The organism is Veillonella sp. HPA0037 (assembly GCF_000411535.1).
GTDB lineage: Bacteria > Bacillota > Negativicutes > Veillonellales > Veillonellaceae > Veillonella > Veillonella atypica.
Map to the genome: position 1 here is coordinate 1734961 of NZ_KE150483.1, position 23419 is coordinate 1758379.

Annotated in this window: 24 protein-coding genes and 3 tRNA genes; 19 read left to right on the forward strand and 8 right to left on the reverse strand. The window is 41.3% G+C overall.

The window, feature by feature from the left end; all coding sequences use genetic code 11:
• Nucleotides 1-705 precede the first annotated feature (705 nt).
• Nucleotides 706-1197 carry a QueT transporter family protein gene (locus HMPREF1477_RS07765; RefSeq protein WP_009661691.1) on the forward strand — a complete coding sequence of 164 codons (492 nt, stop codon included), beginning with the start codon at nt 706-708 and terminating at the stop codon, nt 1195-1197.
• 83 nt (nt 1198-1280) lie between these two features.
• Here HMPREF1477_RS07765 and HMPREF1477_RS07770 read toward each other — a convergent pair whose 3' ends face one another.
• From HMPREF1477_RS07770 to ispE, 4 genes are all read right to left on the reverse strand, one after another.
• Nucleotides 1281-2537, reverse strand: coding sequence for a Glu/Leu/Phe/Val dehydrogenase (locus tag HMPREF1477_RS07770; RefSeq protein ID WP_005381581.1), 1257 nt, complete (start codon nt 2535-2537; stop codon nt 1281-1283).
• Nucleotides 2538-2736: 199 nt separating this feature from the next.
• Complete coding sequence (locus tag HMPREF1477_RS07775) at nt 2737-4197, reverse strand: sodium:alanine symporter family protein (protein ID WP_016476474.1); 1461 nt, start codon at nt 4195-4197, stop codon at nt 2737-2739.
• Nucleotides 4198-4350: 153 nt separating this feature from the next.
• A complete protein-coding gene (locus HMPREF1477_RS07780) occupies nt 4351-5049 on the reverse strand; it encodes a GntR family transcriptional regulator (RefSeq protein ID WP_005376998.1) in 699 nt (232 codons plus the stop codon).
• Nucleotides 5046-5942, reverse strand: a complete 897-nt coding sequence (gene ispE, locus HMPREF1477_RS07785) for a 4-(cytidine 5'-diphospho)-2-C-methyl-D-erythritol kinase (protein WP_016476475.1) — start codon at nt 5940-5942, stop codon at nt 5046-5048. The genes HMPREF1477_RS07780 and ispE overlap by 4 nt, the downstream gene beginning before the upstream one ends.
• A 195-nt stretch (nt 5943-6137) precedes the next feature.
• Here ispE and HMPREF1477_RS07790 point away from each other — a divergent pair, with 195 nt between their 5' ends.
• From HMPREF1477_RS07790 to atpC, 16 genes are all read left to right on the forward strand, one after another.
• The gene (locus HMPREF1477_RS07790; RefSeq protein WP_005377146.1) at nt 6138-7058 is read left to right on the forward strand and encodes a YitT family protein; all 921 of its coding nucleotides are present in this window, start codon (nt 6138-6140) and stop codon (nt 7056-7058) included.
• Between the two features lie 15 nt (nt 7059-7073).
• Nucleotides 7074-8720: a phosphoglucomutase gene (locus tag HMPREF1477_RS07795; RefSeq protein ID WP_016476476.1), complete on the forward strand. Its 1647-nt coding sequence runs from the start codon at nt 7074-7076 to the stop codon at nt 8718-8720.
• Between the two features lie 121 nt (nt 8721-8841).
• On the forward strand, nt 8842-9117 hold the full coding sequence (locus HMPREF1477_RS07800; protein WP_016476477.1) for an ACT domain-containing protein: 276 nt from the start codon (nt 8842-8844) through the stop codon (nt 9115-9117).
• A 10-nt stretch (nt 9118-9127) separates the two neighbouring features.
• The gene (locus tag HMPREF1477_RS07805; protein WP_016476478.1) at nt 9128-10486 is read left to right on the forward strand and encodes a PFL family protein; all 1359 of its coding nucleotides are present in this window, start codon (nt 9128-9130) and stop codon (nt 10484-10486) included.
• Nucleotides 10487-10532: 46 nt separating this feature from the next.
• Nucleotides 10533-11687 carry a glycosyltransferase family 4 protein gene (locus tag HMPREF1477_RS07810; protein ID WP_016476479.1) on the forward strand — a complete coding sequence of 385 codons (1155 nt, stop codon included), beginning with the start codon at nt 10533-10535 and terminating at the stop codon, nt 11685-11687.
• Nucleotides 11688-11743: 56 nt separating this feature from the next.
• Complete coding sequence (gene wecB / locus HMPREF1477_RS07815) at nt 11744-12886, forward strand: non-hydrolyzing UDP-N-acetylglucosamine 2-epimerase (protein ID WP_016476480.1); 1143 nt, start codon at nt 11744-11746, stop codon at nt 12884-12886.
• A gap of 1 nt (nt 12887) precedes the next feature.
• Entirely contained in the window at nt 12888-13082 is a 195-nt protein-coding gene (locus tag HMPREF1477_RS07820; RefSeq protein WP_038148240.1) for an AtpZ/AtpI family protein, read from the forward strand.
• Between the two features lie 10 nt (nt 13083-13092).
• On the forward strand, nt 13093-13455 hold the full coding sequence (locus tag HMPREF1477_RS07825; protein ID WP_005377033.1) for a hypothetical protein: 363 nt from the start codon (nt 13093-13095) through the stop codon (nt 13453-13455).
• A gap of 228 nt (nt 13456-13683) precedes the next feature.
• Nucleotides 13684-14358, forward strand: coding sequence for a F0F1 ATP synthase subunit A (gene atpB / locus HMPREF1477_RS07830; protein WP_005377061.1), 675 nt, complete (start codon nt 13684-13686; stop codon nt 14356-14358).
• Between the two features lie 19 nt (nt 14359-14377).
• Nucleotides 14378-14605, forward strand: a complete 228-nt coding sequence (gene atpE / locus HMPREF1477_RS07835) for a F0F1 ATP synthase subunit C (RefSeq protein WP_005377043.1) — start codon at nt 14378-14380, stop codon at nt 14603-14605.
• A gap of 18 nt (nt 14606-14623) precedes the next feature.
• Nucleotides 14624-15121 (forward strand): F0F1 ATP synthase subunit B, encoded by a 498-nt coding sequence (atpF, locus tag HMPREF1477_RS07840; RefSeq protein ID WP_005381595.1) that lies wholly within the window; start codon nt 14624-14626, stop codon nt 15119-15121.
• A gap of 4 nt (nt 15122-15125) precedes the next feature.
• Nucleotides 15126-15683 (forward strand): ATP synthase F1 subunit delta, encoded by a 558-nt coding sequence (gene atpH, locus HMPREF1477_RS07845; RefSeq protein WP_016476482.1) that lies wholly within the window; start codon nt 15126-15128, stop codon nt 15681-15683.
• Nucleotides 15684-15693: 10 nt separating this feature from the next.
• Nucleotides 15694-17232, forward strand: a complete 1539-nt coding sequence (gene atpA, locus HMPREF1477_RS07850) for a F0F1 ATP synthase subunit alpha (protein ID WP_016476483.1) — start codon at nt 15694-15696, stop codon at nt 17230-17232.
• Nucleotides 17233-17235: 3 nt separating this feature from the next.
• A complete protein-coding gene (gene atpG / locus HMPREF1477_RS07855) occupies nt 17236-18090 on the forward strand; it encodes an ATP synthase F1 subunit gamma (RefSeq protein WP_016476484.1) in 855 nt (284 codons plus the stop codon).
• 18 nt (nt 18091-18108) lie between these two features.
• Nucleotides 18109-19533, forward strand: a complete 1425-nt coding sequence (gene atpD, locus HMPREF1477_RS07860; protein ID WP_016476485.1) for a F0F1 ATP synthase subunit beta — start codon at nt 18109-18111, stop codon at nt 19531-19533.
• 3 nt (nt 19534-19536) lie between these two features.
• On the forward strand, nt 19537-19944 hold the full coding sequence (gene atpC, locus HMPREF1477_RS07865; protein ID WP_016476486.1) for an ATP synthase F1 subunit epsilon: 408 nt from the start codon (nt 19537-19539) through the stop codon (nt 19942-19944).
• A 125-nt stretch (nt 19945-20069) separates the two neighbouring features.
• Here the strand turns inward: atpC and HMPREF1477_RS07870 are convergent, their stop codons facing one another.
• The 4 genes from HMPREF1477_RS07870 to HMPREF1477_RS07885 form a co-directional block, all read right to left on the reverse strand.
• Nucleotides 20070-20921 carry a hypothetical protein gene (locus tag HMPREF1477_RS07870; RefSeq protein ID WP_005377182.1) on the reverse strand — a complete coding sequence of 284 codons (852 nt, stop codon included), beginning with the start codon at nt 20919-20921 and terminating at the stop codon, nt 20070-20072.
• Between the two features lie 97 nt (nt 20922-21018).
• Nucleotides 21019-21094: transfer RNA gene (locus HMPREF1477_RS07875), tRNA-Val, on the reverse strand.
• 3 nt (nt 21095-21097) lie between these two features.
• Nucleotides 21098-21172 (reverse strand) — tRNA-Glu (locus tag HMPREF1477_RS07880).
• A 5-nt stretch (nt 21173-21177) separates the two neighbouring features.
• A tRNA-Asn gene (locus tag HMPREF1477_RS07885) sits at nt 21178-21253 on the reverse strand.
• 659 nt (nt 21254-21912) lie between these two features.
• Here HMPREF1477_RS07885 and HMPREF1477_RS07890 point away from each other — a divergent pair.
• Together HMPREF1477_RS07890 and HMPREF1477_RS07895 are read left to right on the forward strand one after the other, a co-directional pair.
• Nucleotides 21913-22755, forward strand: a complete 843-nt coding sequence (locus tag HMPREF1477_RS07890) for a fumarate hydratase (protein WP_005377154.1) — start codon at nt 21913-21915, stop codon at nt 22753-22755.
• 19 nt (nt 22756-22774) lie between these two features.
• On the forward strand, nt 22775-23335 hold the full coding sequence (locus HMPREF1477_RS07895) for a Fe-S-containing hydro-lyase (protein WP_005377058.1): 561 nt from the start codon (nt 22775-22777) through the stop codon (nt 23333-23335).
• Nucleotides 23336-23419 lie beyond the last annotated feature (84 nt).

The window sequence follows — 23419 nt, forward strand, 5'->3', positions numbered from 1 at the left end:
TTATGCCGTAGAATTGATTGCTTTCGCAGAGCGCTTTAGTAGGTCGAGGCCTTCTCCCGAAGACTCGTCAAAATAGATGTTCGCCGTTTGACGGACCAATGTTAGCATAACGTAAAGAATGCAATTGAGCATAAACCGTTATGCAGTAGAATTGACTACTTCTACAGAGCGACTTTAGTAGGTCAAGGTGCTCATCCGAAAACTCGTCAAATTAGATGTTCGCCATTTGGTGGGCGGATGTTAGCATAATGTAAAGAATGCAATTGAGCATATACCGTTATGCTAAAGAATTGACTACTTCTACAGAGCGCTTTAGTAGGTCGAGGCCCTCATCCGAAAACTCGTCAAATTAGTCGTTCGCCGTTTGACGGACCAATGTTAGCATAACGTAAAGAATGCAATTGAGCATAAACCGTTATGCAGTAGAATTGATTGCTTTCGCAGAGCGACTTTAGTAGGTCAAGGCCCTCGGCCGAAGACCGTTAAGCTAGCTGGAGCGGGTGCGAAAGCAATCAATTCTATCAGGCAAAGAGTACATTGCCGTAATTCATAAAGTATGCTAATATAATTGTACCGCCAAACGGCGAACAACTACATAAGACAGTTTGAAACCATCCTGTCTCTAAACAAAACTACGGAAAACATAAGCACATTCGAGCATGGTAGTTTTGCCATGCTCTTTTTTATTGAAAAGGAGGTGAGTGCATGATTTCTACACGAAAATTAACGATTTCTGCTATGGTAGTAGCATTGTATATTGTTCTTATTTATCTAACCCAAGGAATTTCCTTCGGTGCGTACCAAATTCGTATAGCGACATCTTTATATGCACTTGCTTATGCCTTTCCGTTCTTAATCGTTCCTATGGGCATAGGTAACCTCATTTCTAATTTCTTGTTCGGGGGCCTTGGCATCCTTGATATGGTAGGGGGCTTTGGTGTTGGTATTTTGACGACTGGTATCATCGTATTGATGCGCCGTGCTGGACTTAGCGCGTGGTGGGCGATGCTGCCAATCATCTTAGTACCTGCATTATGCGTACCATTGTGGCTTAGCCCACTCGTAGGTGTTCCGTACTGGGCATTGGTGATCAATTTATTGATTGGTCAAACAATCCCCGGCATCGTAGGTGCTACATTGGTGAAAGCTCTCGCATCTCGCCGTACAGTAGCCGCTTTGATGAACGCCATTAAATAACTACATAACATATAACATAAAAGGACTGACTTTCACAATGGAAAGTCAGTCCTTTTACTATATGAAATTGTTGGAGAATAACCTTAGCAATTGTAGCCACGAAGTGTTGTTTCGATGACAAGTCGTTCGAGGGCTACCATGTATGCAGCTAGGCGAGGGGCTACATTGTATTTTTGTTGCATTTGCCATACTGCTTCAAAGCTGTTTTGCATATTTCTAGTGAGGCGTTCATTTACCTCTTCGAGGGACCAGTAGAAGCCAGCTTTGTTTTGTACCCATTCATAGTAGGATACAACTACACCGCCACCATTAGCAAGTACGTCAGGAATAATATCGATGCCTTTTTCAAAGAAGTATGTATCCGCATCATTTGTAGTTGGACCATTAGCACCTTCTAAGATAATCTTAGCACGTACATTTTCCATGTTGTCCTTGTTAAGTTGATTTTCAAGGGCTGCTAGATAGAGGATGTCCACATCTTGGGCTAACAATTCTTGACCGGTAATGGTAGTCATGCCTGGCTCGGTGTAACCAACCAAGGAACGACCATGAGAATTAGCATATTCATAAGCTTTTTCAACATCGAGGCCATTTGGATTGTATAGATTAACAGCTACGTCGCCGATAGCTACAACCTTAGCACCCGCTTCTGCAATGAGGCGAGCACCAACGGACCCTACATTACCAAAGCCTTGAACGGCGACAGTCATGTTTTTAATATCTAAGCCTTTTTTAGCTAAATAGCATTGCAATGCGATAAGGCAACCGCGGCCGGTAGCTTCATTACGGCCTAGGGAGCCGCCTACTTCGATAGGTTTACCTGTAACGATACCTGGGCTCCATTCGCCTTTTAATGTGCTGTATTCGTCAACAATCCAGCTCATGATTTGTGCATTTGTATTTACATCTGGAGCAGGAACGTCGGTATTAACGCCGATGATAGGTGCAATGCGACGTACAAAGTTACGCGTTAACCGTTCTAATTCGCGAGGGTTCAATGTTTTAGGATCAACCTTGATGCCCCCTTTACCACCACCATAAGGGATATTAGCGATAGCATTTTTTATAGTCATCCAAGCCGCTAATGCACGAACTTCGTTTTCATCAGAATCTGGGTGAAAACGAAGACCGCCCTTGGCACTGCCACGCAATGTGGAGTGTTGGCAACGATAGCCTTCATATACGCGGACTTCGCCATTGTCTAATTGGAGTGGAACGGACACCTTTAGTTCCCGTTCTGGATGGCGTAGTACTTCATAATCATTTCTTGTGTAGCCAAGCTTTTCGGCCGCTACATCAAGTGTGTTTAACATGTTTTCATAGGGATTATAGTTTTGCATATAAAAGTCCTCCTGATAATTCAGAATCAATGGATCGTTTAAATATCTTGCTATTTATTGTATTCGACATGGACGAATGAATACCCTACATACAATGTTAACTATATTCTATAGTTGGATATGATTGTAAATAGTTAGTGCTTTCACAAAAAATAGGGTCCTTATTCCAAAGAATAAAGACCCTAAGAATCGGTATATATTATTTTTCGATTGTATCTTCTACAGGTGTAGCAGGTACAGAGGAATCTGTAGTTTGGCCTTCGCCCCACCATACAATACCGAATGTATGATTAAGAACGGAACGGTTAAATACAGGCGTATCGATACCGGCTTTACGTTGTTTGATGTAATCATCAAGCGCAAGACCTGCGGTACGTCCCATGCGAACGATGGAGCTAATGTTTGTTAACACTAAGAACGCCATGAATAAGTCGGCTAAGTTCCATACAAGATCAAGGGATGCGATAGAGCCGATGAATGTCATTAGGACTACGCCAATACGGAATAAATGGAGACAATATTTTTTGTCTGTTAAGTGGCTGATGTTGATTTCACCATAATAGTAGTTACCGATAAGGGAACTAAAGGAGAACATTACGATGAATACAGCAACAGCAGTAGGTGCCCAGGAACCGAGCTCTTGAGCTAGGTTATGTTGCACAAGTGCTACACCAGTAAGACCTGTTGTGCTATAGTCGCCAACCATGAGAACGATAAACGCGGATGCTGTACAGATAATAAATGTATCAAGGAATACACCGAATGCTTGAACAAGGCCTTGTTCTACAGGGTGATTAACAGCGGCTGTTGCAGCTGCGTTTGGTACAGAACCTTCACCGGCTTCGTTGGAGAATAGACCACGTTTAATACCGTTCATTACAGTAGCACCTAATAGACCACCACCGGCTGCAGATGGTTCAAATGCAGATGTAACGATTGTATAGATTACATGAGGGAATTGGCTGATATTGGAGATGACTACGAATAAGGCCGTTGCAATGTAAAGAACAGCCATGATTGGAACGATAATTTCAGATGCTTTGGCAACGCGGCTGATACCACCAAAGATGATAAGACCGACAAGTACGGCTACAACAACACCGGTATAGGCTACATCAAAGTTGAAAATTTGAAGGGATGCAGCCAATGTGTTGGCTTGTACAGAGTTGTAAATCCAACCATAGGTAATGCTGATTAAAATAGCGAATAAAACCGCTAGGAATTTGTTGTTAAGACCATAGCGGATATAGTAGGCAGGACCACCGTAGAAACCGCCTTTGGCAACAGGTTCCTTGTAAATTTGAGCGAGTGTACTTTCAATAAAGCCAGTAGCAGCACCGATAAGGGCGATAACCCACATCCAGAACACGGCACCAGGACCGCCAAGTACAACGGCGATAGCGATACCAGCGATGTTACCAACACCTACGCGAGATGCGGTACTAACGCAGAATGCTTGGAATGAGGATACATGGTTCTTTTCTGTTTTAGAACCAGCGCCAGAGGCGACAAGGCGAACCATTTCCTTAAACATGCGGATTTGGACGGCACCAGTGGTCATCGTAAAGAAGAGACCAGCACCGATGAGAATAAAGATGATCAAGTAGTTCCACAGGTAGGTATTGACCGTGGAGACTGCATCATTGAGTAGAGCTTCCATAAAACTCACCTTTCTTTAATAACACTATAAAATTTGTATCTATTGTACCAAAAAATGAAACATTCTTCTATAGAATATAACAAACACGCATACATAAATACAATTTATATCTATGTATGCGTGTAGTATGCAGTCATCTAGGAGGTTCTAGTATTATATATCCTCTGTATTAAAGGACTTGGCATCCTCCATGCCTTGTAATAAGGTTTGTTCAGAATGTTCCATGTGGATACGCGCTAGTTTACGAGCTTGTACCGCGTTATGGGATGCGATGGCTTCGACCAAGAGGCGATGCTCTTCCCACGTTTTGCGTAATCGGCCTGGTTGGTTCATGGAAAAGCTGCGGAATCGGTATGTTTGTTCGCGCAAGTTGTGGACGATGTCTGCTAAGCGTTCATTACGGGAAGCCTTGTAGAGAACCTCGTGAAATGCTACGTCTGCGGCTACTACACTATCCATATCTTTGTTTTCCATGTGATCGCCGATTTCCACGAGCATGCGTTCTAGCGTTTCTATTTCATCGCTTGTAATGCGCTCTGCTGCAAGGCCAGCGGCTAATTCTTCAAGGGCGGAACGGATTTCGAATACTTGGGTAATATCCTTTAACGAAATATTTGCCACATAGGTACCGCGACGTGGAACCATTACGACGAATCCCTCAAGTTCGAGTTTGCGAATAGCTTCGCGGATAGGGGTCCTGCTCACACCGAGTTCTTCGGCGAGAGGAATTTCCATGAGGCGCTCGCCCGGTTTAAGGGTGCCGTCCTGAATGGCTGAGCGTAATGTTTCACTCACTACTTCGCTTAATGGTTTATAGGCATCTAGACGTATAGGTTGCAATCGTTTTGTCATTGTACCTCCTCCTGTGTGCAGGTTTTTGTAATTAGTGAAAGCCAGTTATGACCAGCTTTTTTGATTTCTTCTTGTAAGGACAATGCTTGAGCCGGTTTTTCTAACAACACAACCATGGTAGGGCCACTGCCGGTCATGATGGTTGGATAGTCACGGCTCGTAAAGAACTCTTTACACGTAATCAGTTCGTCGTGATCAGGGAATAATAATTCTTCAAATGTATTAGCGCTATTTGTGAAAGCCCCATACATATCATTTTGTTCTAAATGGTGTAATACATTAGTAATTGTATCTGATGTAGCGTTGGACTGGCCGTTATAACGACCGTAGGCTACTGCAGTGGATACAGAAATTTCAGGTTTTACCAATAATAGCCAATGAGGTTCAGGTGATGGATGATAGACGAGTTTTTCTCCGCGACCTGTACCACGAGCCGTGCCACCTTTTAATAAGAATGGTACATCGGAGCCGAGTTTAGCACCTAATGTCATCAACTCATCCATGGTGAGGCGTAAATCCCAAAACTTATTGAGGCCTAGTAGCATCGCTGCTGCATCTGCGCTGCCACCGCCAAGACCTGCCGCCGCGGGTACGCGTTTCATGAGGTGAATAGCGGCGCCTGCCTTACATCCTGTATACTTTTGTACTTCGCGCAATGCTTTTAATGCTAAATTGCGTTCATCATAGGGGATGAGATCTTGAATGTATTGTGGTAACTCTGGTGCTACACCGGAGAATACAACGGAGTGATGTTTGGCAAAGTAGATGGAGTCCGCCAAACGAATAGACTGGAATATACTGTCGATATTGTGATATCCGTCATCGCGTTTACCAGTAATAGCAAGGCCAATATTGATTTTACTATGACCTAATTGTTCGATACTTTTTGACATAAAATCCTCGATGCGACATATGATTTGTACAAATTTCTATACCATTCGTACATGAGATTAAAAATGATTGAAAATAAACATTAAGTAGTTTATGATGAAACTGTATATGTATGTAAATATATAGTGATACTGCTATATATTCAATTAATTAATTATAGAATATTTATAGTGAAATGGCAATTTAGGGAGGCCTATATGTGGTCTAAATATAAAGATGATGTATACCAATGTATAATCGTTGCCATTGGCTGTGCTATTTTTGGCGCTGGCCTTGATGCGTTTGTGTTACCGCACAAATTGGTGAGCACAGGAATTAGTGGTGTTGGTCTTATACTCTATTACATCACAGGACTTTCCGTTGGTACATGGAATGTGATTTTAAACATTCCTATATTTTGGGCGGCTTGGCATTGGCTAGGCAAGCGCGTGGTGGTCAATACCTTGTATGGTACCGTCATGTTGTCCTGGATGGTAGATGCCTTTGATTTCTTGCAATACAATATGGTCATTTCTGATCCATTATTGAGTTCTATGATGGCTGGTGTTACAACGGGGATAGGCCTCGGTATGGTATATCGTGTTGGCGGTAATACGGGTGGACTTGATCCGATAGCATTGATTGTCCGAAAATACTATGGACTTCAAATGGGATCCATTAATAGTGTCATCAATGCTGCTATCTTAGCAGCTGCTGTATTTGTGGTTGGCTTAGAGGCTGTAGCGGTTACACTCGTATCATTGTATGTATATACGATTATTACCAATAAGGTCGTCATTGGTTTTAATCAACGAAAGGTAGCTTTCATCATTACCTATCGAACCTATGAGGTCTGTGATGCGGTCATTAGTAAGGTCGGCCGTGGTGCGACGATTATCAATGGTATCGGTGCTTATACTAGAACGCCGAAACAGATTGTAATGGTAGCGGTTAATTTGCTGCAAGTCAATAAATTAAAAGAAGTTATAGAAGAAGTGGATAATGAGGCTTTCATTCTCATCACAGATGCACAAGAGGTTATCGGCAAAGGATTCACTACACCTGTTGTGCCGACGTCGATAGAAAATCTCGTCAAAGAATGTAAGGATAATGCTCATTATGTAGAACACAAAGATTAGAATAAGGAGGCTAGCATGGCTCATGCATTAGCAGGAAAACCTGTTCAAGAACAAGATATTATAGATGTACAGACCATTGTAGATGCGTACTTTGATAATGTTCCAGATATGACAAATCCTACACAATTGGTTTCATTCGGTACATCTGGCCATCGTGGTACCTCCGTAGATGGTACATTTACAGACCTTCATGTGGCGGCTATTACACAAGCCATTTGTGATGGTCGTAAACAATTTGGTGCTACTGGTCCTATATTCGTAGGCCAAGATACGCATGCATTATCTCAGCCCGCACTTGTGACCGTGCTTGAGGTATTAGCTGGTAATGGCGTTACAGCTATGGTAGATTGTGATATGGCTTTCGTTCCAACACCTTCTGTATCACGCGCTATTATTCGATACAATGAAGAGCATGACGATAAGGCGGACGGTATCATTATTACACCGTCTCACAACCCGCCTGATAATGGGGGCATTAAATATAATACGATTATCGGTGGTCCTGCTGATACGGTGGTGACAAAATGGATTGAGATGCGTGCCAACGAGTATTTGACTGCCTATTGTGAAAGCGAGGACTTTAAGCGCATTAGCATAGATAATATCGAACCTAGTGCACAAGTGCCATATGACTATAAAGGCTTATATGTGGAAGAATTAGGCGATGTTATTAATATGGAGGCCATTAAAGAGGCCGGTCCAAAGGTATTGGTGGACACATTAGGTGGTAGCGGCGCCAGCTATTGGAATGCTATCAAGGAACGATATGGTCTTGATTTAACTATCATTCATGATGATTATGATCCGACCTTTAGTTTTATGACCTATGACCATGATGGCAAAGTTCGTATGGACTGTTCTTCCACTTATGTGATGGCTTCGGTTATTAATCGAATCGGGGATTTTGATTTAGCAGTTGGTAATGATCCTGATTATGATCGCTATGGCATTGTCGTGTCCAGTGGGCTTATATCGGCTAATATATTTTTGACATTAGCAGCTAGCTATTTATTTACCACGCGGGGATGGAAAAATAAGGGTGTTGGTAAGACTGTTGTATGCACTACGATGATTGATAAATGGGCTGCTGATGCTGAAACTCCTGTATTTGAAGTACCTGTGGGTTTTAAATATTTTTCACAGCTTTTATTTGATGGAGCCATTGGCATAGGTGGTGAAGAAAGTGCGGGCGCTTCCTTCTTGAAAAAGGATGGCACTGTTTGGACTACCGATAAAGATGGTATGATTATGGCTTTGTTAAGTATGGAAATCATGGCCGTTATGGGAAAATCTGAACTTAAAATGGCTGACGAATTTGTTGAGGAGTTTGGAAATCCAAGTTTTGGCCGTATTGATGCACCATGCAAAAAAGAGCAAAAACAAATCCTAAAACAAATGAGTGCTGAATTAATTACTGCCACTACTGTTGATGGTGATCCCATCACGAATATTCGTACCACATCATTGTATAATGATATGCCAATCGATGGTGTACGCGTAGAAACTGATAAAGGGTGGTTCGTAGCTAGACCATCTGGTACAGAAGATTTATACAAAATTTATGGTGAAAGTTACAAAGGCGATTTAGGTCTTGTGGCACTACTCACTGCAGGTGAGGAAATTGTCAATGCTGCATTAAATGGCACCATAGAGACCGAATGAGCATTCTCATAAAGTTTTCACGCTCTTAATATGATATATGTGATATAATATATTAATATGGTTTATAGAATGAATGAATTTTCATGTACATAGTTTGTAGTGAGTCAGAAAAGGTGATTGTATGAAATTAGTAGTTACCGTAGTTGGTGTCGACCGTGTAGGTATCATTGCTGGTGTCAGCAGTATTTTGGCAGACCATAAAGTAAATATCTTATCTATTAATCAGACGATTTTAGATGGTTTGTTTAATATGATTATGATGTGTGAAACCGAAACTAACGACGTAAAAGATTTAACATCCATTCAAGATGCTTTATCCGAACTAGGTAAAACATTAGGCGTAGAAATTCGTGCGCAACATGCTGATATTTTCCTTAGTATGCACCGCGTAGGATAGGGAGGCGCACATGTTATCTATTGACAATATTCTTGAAACGAATCAGATGATTCATGATAACAAGCTCGATGTGCGTACCATTACAATGGGCATTAGCTTGTTAGAATGTGCATCTAGCTCTGGTAAAGAACTCTGCAATCGCATTTATGACCGTATTACAAAAGAAGCTGAACATTTGGTTAAAACCGGTGAGGACATTGAGCGTGAATTTGGTGTGCCTATCATCAATAAACGTATTTCTGTAACACCGATTTCCTTAGTGGCTGGTGGCAGTGATTTAAGATCTTATGTACCAATTGCAGAAGCGCTTGACCGCGCAGCCAAAACTGTGGGTGTTAATTTTATCGGTGGTTTTTCTGCACTCGTTACGAAAGGTGAGACTAAAGCTGACCGTATTCTTATCGATTCTATTCCTGAAGCGTTAGCCACAACAGACATCGTTTGTAGTTCTGTTGGTGTTGGTTCCACTAAAACAGGTATCAACATGGATGCAGTTCGTGATATGGGCATTATCGTTAAAAAGACGGCTGACCTTACTAAAGATAATGATGCACTTGGTTGTGCTAAGCTCGTTATTTTCTGTAATCCTGTAGAAGATAATCCATTTATGGCAGGTGCTTTCTTCGGTGTAACCGAAGGTGATAGCGCTATTTCCGTAGGTGTATCTGGCCCAGGTGTTGTAAAACATGCTCTTGAAGCAGTGCGTGGTGAACCATTTGACGTTGTGGCCGAAACTATTAAACGTACGGCGTTCAAAATTACACGCGTTGGTCAATTGGTAGCACAAGAGGCATCTCGTCGCCTTGGTAAACCATTTGGTATCATCGACTTGTCCTTGGCACCAACGCCTGCAGTAGGTGACTCCGTAGCTCATGTACTTGAAGAAATGGGCTTATCTTCTTGTGGTTGTCATGGCACTACAGCAGCATTAGCATTGTTAAACGATGCGGTGAAAAAAGGTGGTCTTATGGCATCCTCTCACGTAGGCGGTTTAAGTGGTGCTTTCATTCCGGTTTCTGAAGATGCAGGCATGATTGATGCTGTATCTTGCGGTAGTCTATCCCTTGATAAATTAGAAGCTATGACTTGTGTATGTTCCGTAGGTCTCGATATGATTGCTATTCCTGGCGACACAACAGCAGATACAATCTCTGCTATTATCGCCGACGAATCTGCTATCGGCATGATTAATAATAAAACAACAGCTGTACGCGTTATCCCAGTTCCTGGTAAAACAGTTGGTGAAGTTGTTGAATTTGGCGGCCTTCTTGGCTATGCTCCAATTATTGAAGTAAGTCCATACAGCGCAGCTGAGTTTATTGCTCGTGGCGGTCGTATTCCAGCACCTATTCGCAGCTTAACAAACTAAGTTGAAACCTCGAATCTGTTGAATTCGAGTTGTTGGAGGTGTACTTATGAGTGAGTATGTGCCTGATTATGTGTGGGCCTTTGTGTTGGCTCTCGTCATAACCTTTGCACTAACCCCCTTGGTTAAGCGATTTGCTGTTGCCGTAGGGGCCATTGATAAACCTGATGCTCGTAAAGTGCATCATGGTGCTATTCCCCGTCTTGGTGGATTGGCTATTTTCCTTGGTTATATGGGATCTGTGTTATTTAACAATAGTATTCCTCATGACCATAAATTATTCGGCTTCGTATTGGGGACTGTTATTCTAGTACTTGTTGGTATTTGGGACGATATTCGACAAATTGAGCCGAAGACGAAATTGATGGGGCAAATTATTGCTGCTGCCATTCTTGTGGCCTATGATATTCGCGTAGACTTTATCAACCTCCCTTGGGGTGGTGTAGTTTATTTAAAGTATTGGGCCATTCCGTTGACCATATTCTGGATTGTAGGATTTACCAATATTGTCAATCTAATCGATGGGCTTGATGGCTTGGCAGCAGGGATTTCCTTTATCGCTTGTATTGCCGTATGTGCGATGACATTACAATTAGGTCAAATTGATTTAGCTTGTATCGCATTGGCTCTTGCAGGTGCTACGGTCGGTTTCTTGAGGTACAATTTTAATCCCGCCAAGATATTCATGGGGGATACCGGTTCGATGCTCCTCGGCTATACCTTAGCAGCTATATCTGTTATGGGTGCCGTGAAAACGGCAGCTACCATTGCTTTAGTTGTTCCAGCTATCGTTCTTGGTTTACCTATATTAGATACATTGTTTGCTATCGTACGTCGTAAGATTAGTGGACGACCTATCTTTAAACCAGATAAAGGTCATGTACACCATCGTTTATTGGCACAAGGCTTATCTCAAAAACAAGCAGTATTGATGATGTATGCCGTTACCGCTCTCTTCGGTGGTGTTTCGGTTATCGTTGCAGAGGTTAATGCTTGGATTGGTTGCGTACTAGTCTTAGCCATTTTCCTATGTAGTATCTATGTGGCTCGTCGCTTGGGTGTTATTACACATAGTGATGCGGCGGGACATCCCTTACCACGCCCTACAATTGAACGTAGCGATTTAGATGAAACTATTTCGTTTGATCGCAAAGAATTGGCAAAAGCATTAGAGCATTCAGATGATGACTCTAAAAAAGAGTAACCAATGTAGGGGCGCAATGCGCCCCTTTTTTATTAGACTCTGTGGAGGATGAGTAAATGTTGAAAGTAATGACTATCTTTGGTACAAGACCAGAGGCAATCAAAATGGCTCCGCTAGTAAAAGCCTTAGAAGCGGCACCAGATATGGAGCCAATTGTAACTGTAACAGCACAACATAGAGATATGCTCGATCAAGTGTTGCGCCTGTTTGACATTACGCCTGATTATGATTTGAATATCATGAGCCAAGGTCAAACGTTGTACGATGTGACAAATCGTGCATTGATGGGATTAAAATCCGTTTTAGAAGAAGCAAAACCTGATGTAGTACTCGTTCATGGTGATACGACAACAACCTTTGCAGGTGCGTTGGCATCCTTTTACCAAGAAATCCCAGTAGGTCATGTGGAGGCAGGCCTTCGTACAGGTGATATTTACTCTCCATTCCCAGAAGAGATGAACCGCAAATTAACAGGGTCTTTGGCAACATATCATTTTGCACCTACCGCTAGTTCTGAAGCGAATTTAAAACGAGAAAATATTAATACTGATCACCTTTATGTTACTGGTAATACTGTAATTGATGCACTAGATACAACGGTAAAAGATAATTATGTCTTTGATGATGCGGCTATTAATGCACTGGATCCAAATAAGCGTACAGTTCTTGTTACCACACATCGTCGTGAAAACCTTGGTGAACCTATGCGCCATGTGTATCAAGCCATTCGTGATTTATTGAATGATTTTGATGATATTCAAGTGGTATTCCCAGTGCATAAAAACCCTAAGGTTCGTCAAGTGGTTCAAGAGGAATTAGGCGAGGTGGATCGCGTAACGCTCATCGATCCTCTAGATTATGAGCCATTTGCAAACTTGATGGCTAAGTCTTACTTAATTCTTACAGATTCTGGTGGGATTCAAGAAGAGGCTCCTGCTCTTGGTAAACCAGTTCTCGTATTGCGCGATACTACTGAACGACCAGAGGCTGTAGATGCTGGTACAGTTCGCCTTGTAGGTACTGATAAAGACGCGGTATATGAAGCTGCTTATGAGCTATTACACAGTGAAGCAGCCTATAAGACAATGTCAAATTCCGTTAACCCTTATGGTGATGGCAAAGCATCTGAACGTATTTTACAAGCGTTGCGTCACGAGTTCTTAGGCGATGCTAATCGACCAGAACGATTTGGTAAATAATATGGATAAGGATATGGTGAAAGCTCTGGCGATGGCTACATCGGCAGGGCTGACCCTTCTATTTTGTATCGGTGGATTTATCTGGATAGGATATAAACTGGATACATGGATGGATACTATGCCACTATGCATGGTTATTCTTGGATTAATCGGTGCCGTAACAGGCTTTTATATGTTATATAAACAGGTTAAATAGTGAGGTATTTATGAATCAATATATTAAATTCATACGTCATGTGCTATGGGCCTGTTTTTTTGTTACCTTTTTAGGCCTACTTGTCCAATATATTGTGGGCTGGAATCAGTACGTGCTTGGTTGGTTATGGGGCATGTTGACTATGATGGTTTATTTAGTACTGTTAGGTCTACATAATAAAGGGCTAGCATATGGCAATCCACACCAGGCTGTAGCTAAGGCGCGACGTCAAATGATGTGGCGATTGGCTCTGATTGGCGCCTTCGTAGTTATAGGATTGCAAATACCTGGTGTACGAGCTGAGAGCTTATTGATTTCAGTTGTACTTATACAGCCTGTATTGTATATCGTGTTTTGGCGATTAAGTAAGTAATAAAATTTATTGCATTGGGCGATAGGACTAAATCGCATGAAATAAGGATTAATTACATTCCTATTATGAATTTTAAATGCATAAAATGCATTTTTAATATGTAAATCACGAATTGTTTACTCTGGAAGTGTTGATTATATACCTATAAAGAGGTATGATAATACATAGATATATATTATATGGATATATATAAAATTTATATTGCTACGTGAGAAAGGGGTTGAGTCTGTGGAACTGCATGCGGGTCACCATCAAGTAGTACAGTGGCTAGGTTTATCGTTTAACATCGATACATTAATTGCTACGTGGATTACGATGGCGATCGTCATCATCATTTCCGTGCTTGCTACGCGAAATCGAGCTTTAGTGCCTTCGGGTGTTCAAAATGTAGTGGAAACTATATTGGAAGCATTAGAAGGTCAATTATCGCCAACGCTTGGGAAACACTGGCCGATGGTGAGTTCATTGTTATTCACATTCTTCTTATTTATCTTTGTTGGTAATGAGCTTGGTTTATTGCCAACGCTACATGCTGTTACTTCGCCTACGGCGGATATTAATACAACAGCGGCACTCGCATTGTGCAGTAGCTTTATAGTTTGGGGAATGGGGATTAAAGTTAAAGGCTTATCTTATTTTAATCATTTCTTACAGCCTTATAAGGCTATGCTAGTTCTAAACATATTTGAAGAAATAGCAAAACCTATCACATTAGCTTTCCGTCTATTTGGTAATATTGTAGCTGGCGAAATTTTATTGGAAATCCTTTATAATTTGCCTTGGTTCGTACCTGTACCATGGGTTTGGATTGCTTTCAGTTTATTTATTGGTATTATTCAAGCTTTTATTTTTACAGTTCTAACAGCCAACTATTTAGGCATGGCATTAAGTGAAGAACATTAATTTTAATGGAGGATTTATTATGGAAGTTCAAGGTTTATTCGCATTAGCTGCGGCAATCGCAGTAGGTTGTGGTGCTATCGCGGCAGGTATTGGTGACGGCATGGTAGCTAGTAAAGTTATTGAAGGTATTACACGTCAACCTGAATTGCGCGGTCAATTAATGTCCACAATGTTCGTAGCTATCGGCTTAATCGAAGCTATGCCTATCATCGGCGTAGTAGTTGCTTTCATTTTATTGTTCAGATAATAGCGAGGAGGAACGACCTTGGTAGATTTAACGCTAGGGACAATTCTTGCTCAAATGCTAAACTTTTTTATATTAGTTTGGATTTTGGCCCGTTTTGCATATAAACCATTGGTTTCTATGATGCAAGAGCGTAAAGAACGCATTGCTAAGGACTTAGCAGATGCTCAAGCTGCTCGTAATGAAGCGGAACAATTCAAAGCTGATTATGCTGCGCAAATAGCGAATGCACGTCAAGAGGCTCAACAAATCGTTGAAAAGGCAGTGCAACAAGCAGAAGCGACTACGCGTGAACAATTGGCAGCGGCTCGTGAACAAATTGAACGTGAAAAAGAACGAGCTCGTCAAGATATCGTAAACGAACGTGATCGTGCTATGAATAATTTGCGTAACGAAGTTATTTCCTTATCTGTTGCAATGGCGACTAAGGTTGTGGCAAAAGATATGGACAGCGAAACTAATACAAAATTAATTGAAGACGCTATTGCGAAACTTGATAGTAAAACGATAGGGTTGTGATATTATGAGCACAGAAATTGTAGCAGATAAATACAGTTCAGCTATGTTAGAGCTAGCTCAAGAACAAGGTAATTTAGTAACTACAGAAGAAAATCTTTTATATGTGGACTCTGTTCTTAATGAACAACCAGAATTGGTAGGGTTTATTAATAATCCTATTGTGGAAGCAGATGCAAAGATTTCTCTACTTGGAAGGGTCTTTGGCACTGCTGTAGAAAAGACAGTACTTCATTTCATGTATGTCATGGTTAAACGTGGCAGATATCGTTATTTGCAAGATACAATTAGAGCTTTCATAAAAAAATCTCGCGAAGCACGAGGTATTTTAGAAGCAATTGTAACTGTAGCAGAACCATTAACTGATACATTGCGTGATGATGTACAAGCTAAATTACAAGCGATGACCGGCAAGGATGTCATTGTATCGGTGCGTCAAGACCCTAGAATCATGGGTGGTATTATCATTCAAATCGGTGATAAACGCATTGATGGATCGATTGCACGTCGCTTAGACGAATTGAAAAAAACGTTAGTACGAACTGACTCTATTAGATTGGGGTGAATGGGTATATATGAAAATGAAGCCTGAAGAAATCACTGCTATAATCAAACAGCAGATTCAGGACTATGATGTTGACCTTAATGTCGATGACGTGGGTACTGTCCTCGACGTAGGGGATGGCATCGCCCATATTTATGGTCTTGAAAGAGCCATGGCCGGTGAATTGTTAGAATTACCACACGGCGTATATGGCCTGGTTTTGAACTTAGAATTAGACAATGTTGGTGCCGTACTACTTGGTGACGACTTCTTGATTAAAGAAGGCGATGAAGTACGCCGTACCGGCAAAATCATGGACGTACCAGTAGGGGATGCCCTTATTGGTCGTGTAGTTAATCCGTTGGGTCAACCTATCGATGGTAAGGGTGCTATTCAAGCGACAGAACGCCGTCCTGTAGAACATCCAGCACCTGGTATTGCGGATCGTCAATCTGTAAATGAACCTTTGCAAACAGGCTTGAAAGCTATCGATGCGATGGTACCAATTGGCCGTGGCCAACGTGAGCTTATCATTGGTGACCGTGGTACAGGTAAAACAGCAATTGCTCTTGATACAATCATCAACCAAAAAGGTAAAGATGTTATCTGTATCTATGTAGCAATTGGTCAAAAAGAATCTACTGTAGCTCGTGTAGTACAAAAGTTAGAAGAAACTGGCGCATTGGATTATACAATCGTCGTTTCTGCTAGTGCTTCTACAGGAGCTCCATTACAATACATTGCTCCGTATGCAGGTGTTGCAATGGGCGAATATTTCATGTACAAAGGAAAACATGTACTCTGCGTATATGATGACTTAACAAAACAAGCGGCTGCATACCGCGCTATGTCTCTATTATTACGCCGTCCACCAGGGCGTGAAGCGTATCCAGGGGACGTATTCTACTTACACAGCCGTCTATTGGAACGTGCTGCGAAACTTTCACCAGAACTTGGTGGCGGTTCTATTACAGCATTGCCAATCATTGAAACGCAAGCGGGTGACGTATCAGCCTACATTCCTACAAACGTAATTTCCATTACTGATGGTCAAATTTTCTTGGGTACAGATATGTTCTACTCCGGTATCCGTCCTGCTGTTGACGTAGGTTTGTCCGTATCTCGTGTAGGTGGTAGTGCACAAACTAAAGCGATGAAACAAGTAGCAGGTCAATTGCGTTTGGACCTTGCTCAATATCGCGAATTGGCAGCATTCGCTCAGTTCGGTTCCGATCTTGATGCAGCTACAAAAGCACAATTGGACCGTGGTGAACGTTTGACTGAAATGTTAAAACAAGGTCAATATGAGCCAATGAGTGTAGCCGAAATGGTTATTAATTTATACGCTGGTACTAAGGGCTACTTAGCTAGTATCCAAGTAGATGATGTATTGGCTTTTGAAGCGGAATTATTGCGTTTTATTCGTGCAAATTATCCTGAAATTATCAGCAATATTGAAAGCACAAATAAACTTGATGAAACAACAGAAAACTTGTTGAAACAAGCTATTCCGGAATGTGTAGAAGCCTTTGGTGCTACACATACATTAGTTTCCCGTAAGGAGGCGTAATGTATGGCTAGTGCACAAGATTTGCGAAAGCGTATAAAGAGTGTTACTAATACGCAACAAATAACAAAAGCGATGAAGATGGTAGCTTCTGCTCGTCTTCGTAGGGCTCAAGCGAAAGCTGATGCAACGCGGCCATACGCAGAAAAAATAGGGCAAATCTTGCGTCATATCTCCACTAGTGATTTACGAGATTATGTAAGTCCTCTACTTGAAAGTAGACCTGTGAAGAGAACTTGTTATATCGTTATCGGTGCTGACAAGGGCCTTGCAGGCGCCTACTCGTCTAATGTATTAAAATTGGCAATGGAACAAATCGGTCAAAAAACTACTGATGAATATTGCCTCATTACAGCTGGGCGAAAACCAAAGGATAGTTTGAAATCTCGTCACTATCACATTGATCAATCGTACAGTGGTTTTTCCGACAAACCGAGTTACGAACACGCGCGACATATTATGGATCATGCACTTTCATTATATGAACGTCATGAAGTTGACGAAGTTATCATGATTTATACGCGCTTTGTAAATTCTATGACGCAAATTGCACAGGCAGAGCGCATTCTACCGTTAGAGCAACCAGATGATGAAGTTAAGGGCGAAGAGTATGAATTTATGCCGGACCCTGCAGCAGTTCTGGATGCATTATTACCAAAATATTTAGAAATTACCGTATATAATGGATTACTACAAGCGGCAGCTAGCGAATTAGGTGCTCGTATGACAGCTATGACGTCTGCTACTGATAATGCTGGGGATCTCATCAGTTCCTTAGGGCTTGAATATAACAAATTACGTCAATCCAGTATTACGAATGAAATTTCTGAAATTGTTGGCGGTGCTAATGCCTTGCAATAGATAAGGAGAGACCTCTTAATGAGTAATAATATTGGGAAAGTGGTGCAGGTCATCGGCCCAGTTGTAGACGTGCGTTTTGAAGCTGGTCACTTACCAGCTATCTATAACGCCATCCACATCTACCATGACCATAAAGCGCACGATAGACAAAAAATTGTAGTAGAAGTTATGCAACACTTGGGTGACGACATGGTTCGTTGCGTTGCTATGAGTTCTACTGATGGTATGACCCGTGGTATGGAAGCAGAAGATACTGGTACTGCAATCTCCGTACCAGTTGGTGAAGGTGTATTGGGTCGTATCTTTAATGTGCTAGGGGAAACCGTAGACCATGATCCAGCTCCTGTAGTAGCTGATGAAATGTGGCCTATCCATCGTCCAGCACCTAAATTTGATGACCTTTCACCAGATACGCAAATCCTCGAAACTGGTATCAAAGTCGTAGACTTGATTGCACCATATGTAAAAGGTGGTAAAATCGGTTTGTTCGGCGGTGCCGGCGTAGGTAAAACCGTATTGATTATGGAATTGATTCACAATGTTGCAACAGAACATGGTGGCTATTCCGTATTCTCCGGTGTAGGTGAACGTACCCGTGAAGGTAATGACCTTTGGAACGAAATGAAGGAATCCGGCGTTATTAATAAAACAGCCTTGGTATATGGCCAAATGAATGAGCCACCTGGGGCTCGTATGCGCGTTGGTTTGACCGGCCTTACAATGGCTGAATATTTCCGTGATGTGAAGAAACAAGACGTGCTCTTGTTTATCGATAACATCTTCCGTTTCATTCAAGCCGGCTCTGAAGTATCTGCCCTTTTAGGTCGTATGCCATCTGCTGTAGGTTATCAACCTACATTGGCAAATGACGTTGGGGCGTTGCAAGAACGTATTACATCTACTAAAGAAGGTTCCATTACGTCTGTACAAGCCGTATACGTACCTGCCGATGACTTGACTGACCCTGCACCAGCAGCTACATTTGCTCACTTGGATGCAACAACAGTATTGTCCCGTTCCATTGCGGAACTTGGTATTTATCCTGCCGTAGATCCACTTGATTCTACAAGCCGTATTTTGGATCCTCATGTACTTGGGGATGAACATTATAACGTGGCTCGTGGTGTTCAAGAAGTGTTGCAAAAATATCGCGACTTACAAGATATCATCGCAATCCTTGGTATGGAAGAATTATCTGATGAAGATAAGTTAACTGTATCTCGGGCTCGTAAAATTCAACGTTTCTTGAGTCAACCATTCTTCGTAGCGGAAGTATTTACTGGTTCTCCTGGTAAATATGTACCATTACAAGAAACATTGCGTGGCTTTAAAGAAATCCTTGATGGTAAACATGATGATTTACCAGAAGGCGCATTCTACATGGTTGGTACCATTGATGAAGCCGTTGCAAAAGCAAAGGAAATGCAAGAGAAGGGGGAATAATCCATGGCGGAACCTATGACCCTAACGATAATAACACCTGATGCGATTGTATATGATGATAAGGCTGACTTTTTCGTAGGACATGCTATCGATGGCGAATTTGGTGTATTGCCTAATCATGCACCTATGATTATCGCTCTTGATATAGCACCTCTACGTGTCGATAATCCTGATGGACAACAGCATACATTTGCTGTTTTCGGAGGCTTTGTTGAAATTGAACACAACAAGGTGAGCATTGTAACACCTAATTGTGAAAGCCCAGAAGTCATCGATATCGATCGCGCAAAACGAGCAAAAGAACGCGCTGAAGGCCGTTTGTCTAACCCTACACCTGATATAGATGTAGAGCGTGCTGAACTCGCCTTAGCTCGGGCATTACTTCGTTTAAAGGTAACACAACGCATATAGTAGTTATACATTGATATAGCCTTGGTAAATAAGGAGTACTCTTGTAGTACTCCTTATTTGCTTGTATACGCAAAAAGGGTGTCACCCATGTGGGCGACACCCTTTTGCTGTTGCATTGTTTTGAATTATAATACACTAACACCTTTTAGCGAGTAAGCTGTATTTTTTGGTTGTTCTACTTGAAATTCATAGTCTGGAACAACTGGCATTTCTGCATTAATACCAGGAGCTTGATAACGATCTCGATCCGTTGGAACACGTTTATATGGTAATTGTTCAAGTAAGTCTTTTATGACTTTATTCCATATGGATTTATGTGTTGGCATAGTCAAGGTATCATCGATTTGGTTAAAACCACTACGGATGGTGTGAACGATACCTTCATTAGTATCGTAGAAATAAATCATAGCAGATACTTTAGCTTGAATGTGAATGTCGTCGCTATCATCATGATAGTATTGGCTGAGATAGGACGTTGGTAATTGTACATATATGTCTTGCATTGGCACCGGCATAATGACAATTTCGGAATGTTGTGATGCTGCCACTTCGGCTAAATCAACGGCTGTGATTTGTGCTAATGGTGTGTTGGTGCTTACTACGGTTGTATCGTAGTATGGATAGCGCAAGACATTTGCCACTGAATCGGATAAATATTTACCAAAGGCAGCCGTATTTTCATTGCGCAATGTTGTTGGTACTACAAGTGTTACCTTGCGAGATGGGAAATTATCTAAATGGCCATCGTAGTTAGCCTTTCCCACTGTAGATGGTGTATTTGACGTGGTCGAAGTAATTTGAATCGGCGACGTTTTGATAGTGCCAGGATCAGGGATGATCTTTACTGGCGCAATAGGAATAGAACGGGCTTTTGTAGTTTGAGCATCTACATTTGCTGCATTAGCGATTGTGAAAGTTGAAACAAATGCTAAGGCGAGACAAAAACTGATACGCATGGTTGCTTCTCTAAAGTTCATATTCGACTCTCCTTGATATAAATATAATCAAAACTATATCTTACAGTATACCATAGTTGCAATAAAAAAGAAGCAAGCGTCAGCTTGCTTCTTACTGTGGTGGACGATGACAGGATCGAACTGCCGACATCCTGCTTGTAAGGCAGGCGCTCTCCCAGCTGAGCTAATCGTCCATGTGGTGACCCGTCCGGGAATCGAACCCGGGATACCGCCGTGAAAGGGCGGTGTCTTAACCGCTTGACCAACGGGCCAATATTGGCTCCCCGAGTAGGACTCGAACCTACGACCGATCGGTTAACAGCCGATTGCTCTACCAACTGAGCTATCGAGGAATAATATAGTGATTATTATAAAGGAACATATCGATAATAGCAAGGGGAAATGTTATAAAAAGTTAAAAATTTTTAGCATATACTATAACTAAAACACATAATAGACAGAGTTTGAGGAATGATAAAATAATTTGATAAGATAGTCATAAAAATCGATAATTATATATATTGGCAAGAAATCCAGTAATTAAGCGTGTTTTTGTGTATATGAACTCCTTGATGAATAGGGGAGTTAGTAAATTAATTGTATTGAAGATAATCGTTATACATACTCATAATTAAAATCTTTTTATATAAAAATGATAGATAATCTCATTAAAGAAAGCAATATATTTTATGGTTAGAACACATATTGATTGGAAACGAACCATATACAATAATATAATGTGATATTTATTACAGTTATATAGCCTTTTATTAGAGTTAAGCTACTATTTTTAATATTATCAAAGTGCATAAAAAAGGTATAATTAATCATTGAAAATAATTATCAAATCGATAAATTTCATTGAGAAAACTGTATAGGTAAAGCGTTGAAAGGCCTTCGGTAGTGTGCTAGTATGGAGTCATAGAGTTAATCTTAGCTTAACACTTTGAGAATAAATGTATCTCATTGTATTAGAGTTAATATCTAATTATTTTCCTGAGGAGGGATTATCTTGCGCGAGATTCAAGTATCTGAAATCACAAAAACAGTCCGTCAAATGTGTATGGACGCAGCTTACCACTTGCCAAAAGACATCTATGAAGGCTTGAAAAAAGGCCGTGAAACAGAAGAGTCTCCAGTTGGTTGCATCGTTCTCGATCAAATCATCAAAAATGCAGAAATTGCTGATGCTGAAGATCGTCCATACTGCCAAGATACTGGTATGACTATGGTATTCTTAAAAGTTGGTCAAGATGTTCATTTCGTTGGTGGTGATCTTACAGAAGCTATCAATGCTGGTGTTGCAGCTGGTTATGTTGAAGGTTATCTTCGTAAATCCGTTGTAGCTGAACCATTGTTCAATCGTAAAAATACACAAAATAACACACCTGCAATCATCTATACTGAAATCGTTCCTGGCGATAAAGTAGATATTCAAGTAGAATTAAAAGGTTTCGGTTCTGAAAATAAATCCGATGTAGCTATGCTCGTACCTGCTGATGGTGTGGAAGGCGTTAAAAATGCAGTCCTTGAAATCGTAAAACATGCAGGTCCTAACCCATGCCCTCCAATTGTACTCGGCATTGGTATTGGCGGTACTATGGACCAAGCAGCAGTTATGTCCAAAAAAGCGTTGCTTCGTGACATTAGCGTACCTCATAAAGATGCAGACTATGCAAAATTAGAAGAAGAAATCATGGAAATGGTTAACAAAACTGGTATTGGACCACAATTGGGTGGCACTACAACTTGTATCGGTGTAAACATCGAATGGGGTGCAACTCACATCGCAGGTCTTCCTGTTGCAGTTACTATCATGTGCCATGCTGCTCGTCATGCTCACGTAGTACTTTAATCGATAGGAGGTAAAAACAATGGCTGAATCAATTCGCATTAATACTGAAGAATATAATGAAGAGTTTTCCCGCAAATTAAAAGTTGGTGATAGCGTTCTTATCACTGGTAAAATTTACTCCGCTCGTGACGCTGCTCATAAAGTTATGACTGAAGCTTTAGCGCGTGGTGAAAAATTACCAATCGACTGGACAAATAAATTCGTTTATTATCTTGGACCAACACCTGCAAAACCTGGTGATCCAATTGGTTCCGCTGGTCCTACAACTTCCGGTCGTATGGATGCTTACACACCAACAATGCTTGACCAAGGTATCAAAGGCATGATTGGTAAAGGTTCCCGTAAACCAGAAGTAGTTGAATCCATGAAGAAAAATGGTTGCACATACTTCGCAGCAGTTGGTGGCGCTGCAGCATTGATTGCAAAATCCATCAAAAAATACGAAGTACTTGCTTATGGTGAACTTGGTCCAGAAGCTTTGGCTGAATTGACAGTTGAAGATTTCCCTTGCATCGTAGTTGGCGATACTGAAGGTAACAACTTCTACGAACAAGGCCAAAAACCTTACAGAAAAATCTAATATCACCACTGAGTGATTGGAAGAGGCTTGCTTTAGCGAGCCTCTTTTTTGTATTTCAAACTAGTAACATATACAATAGATTAA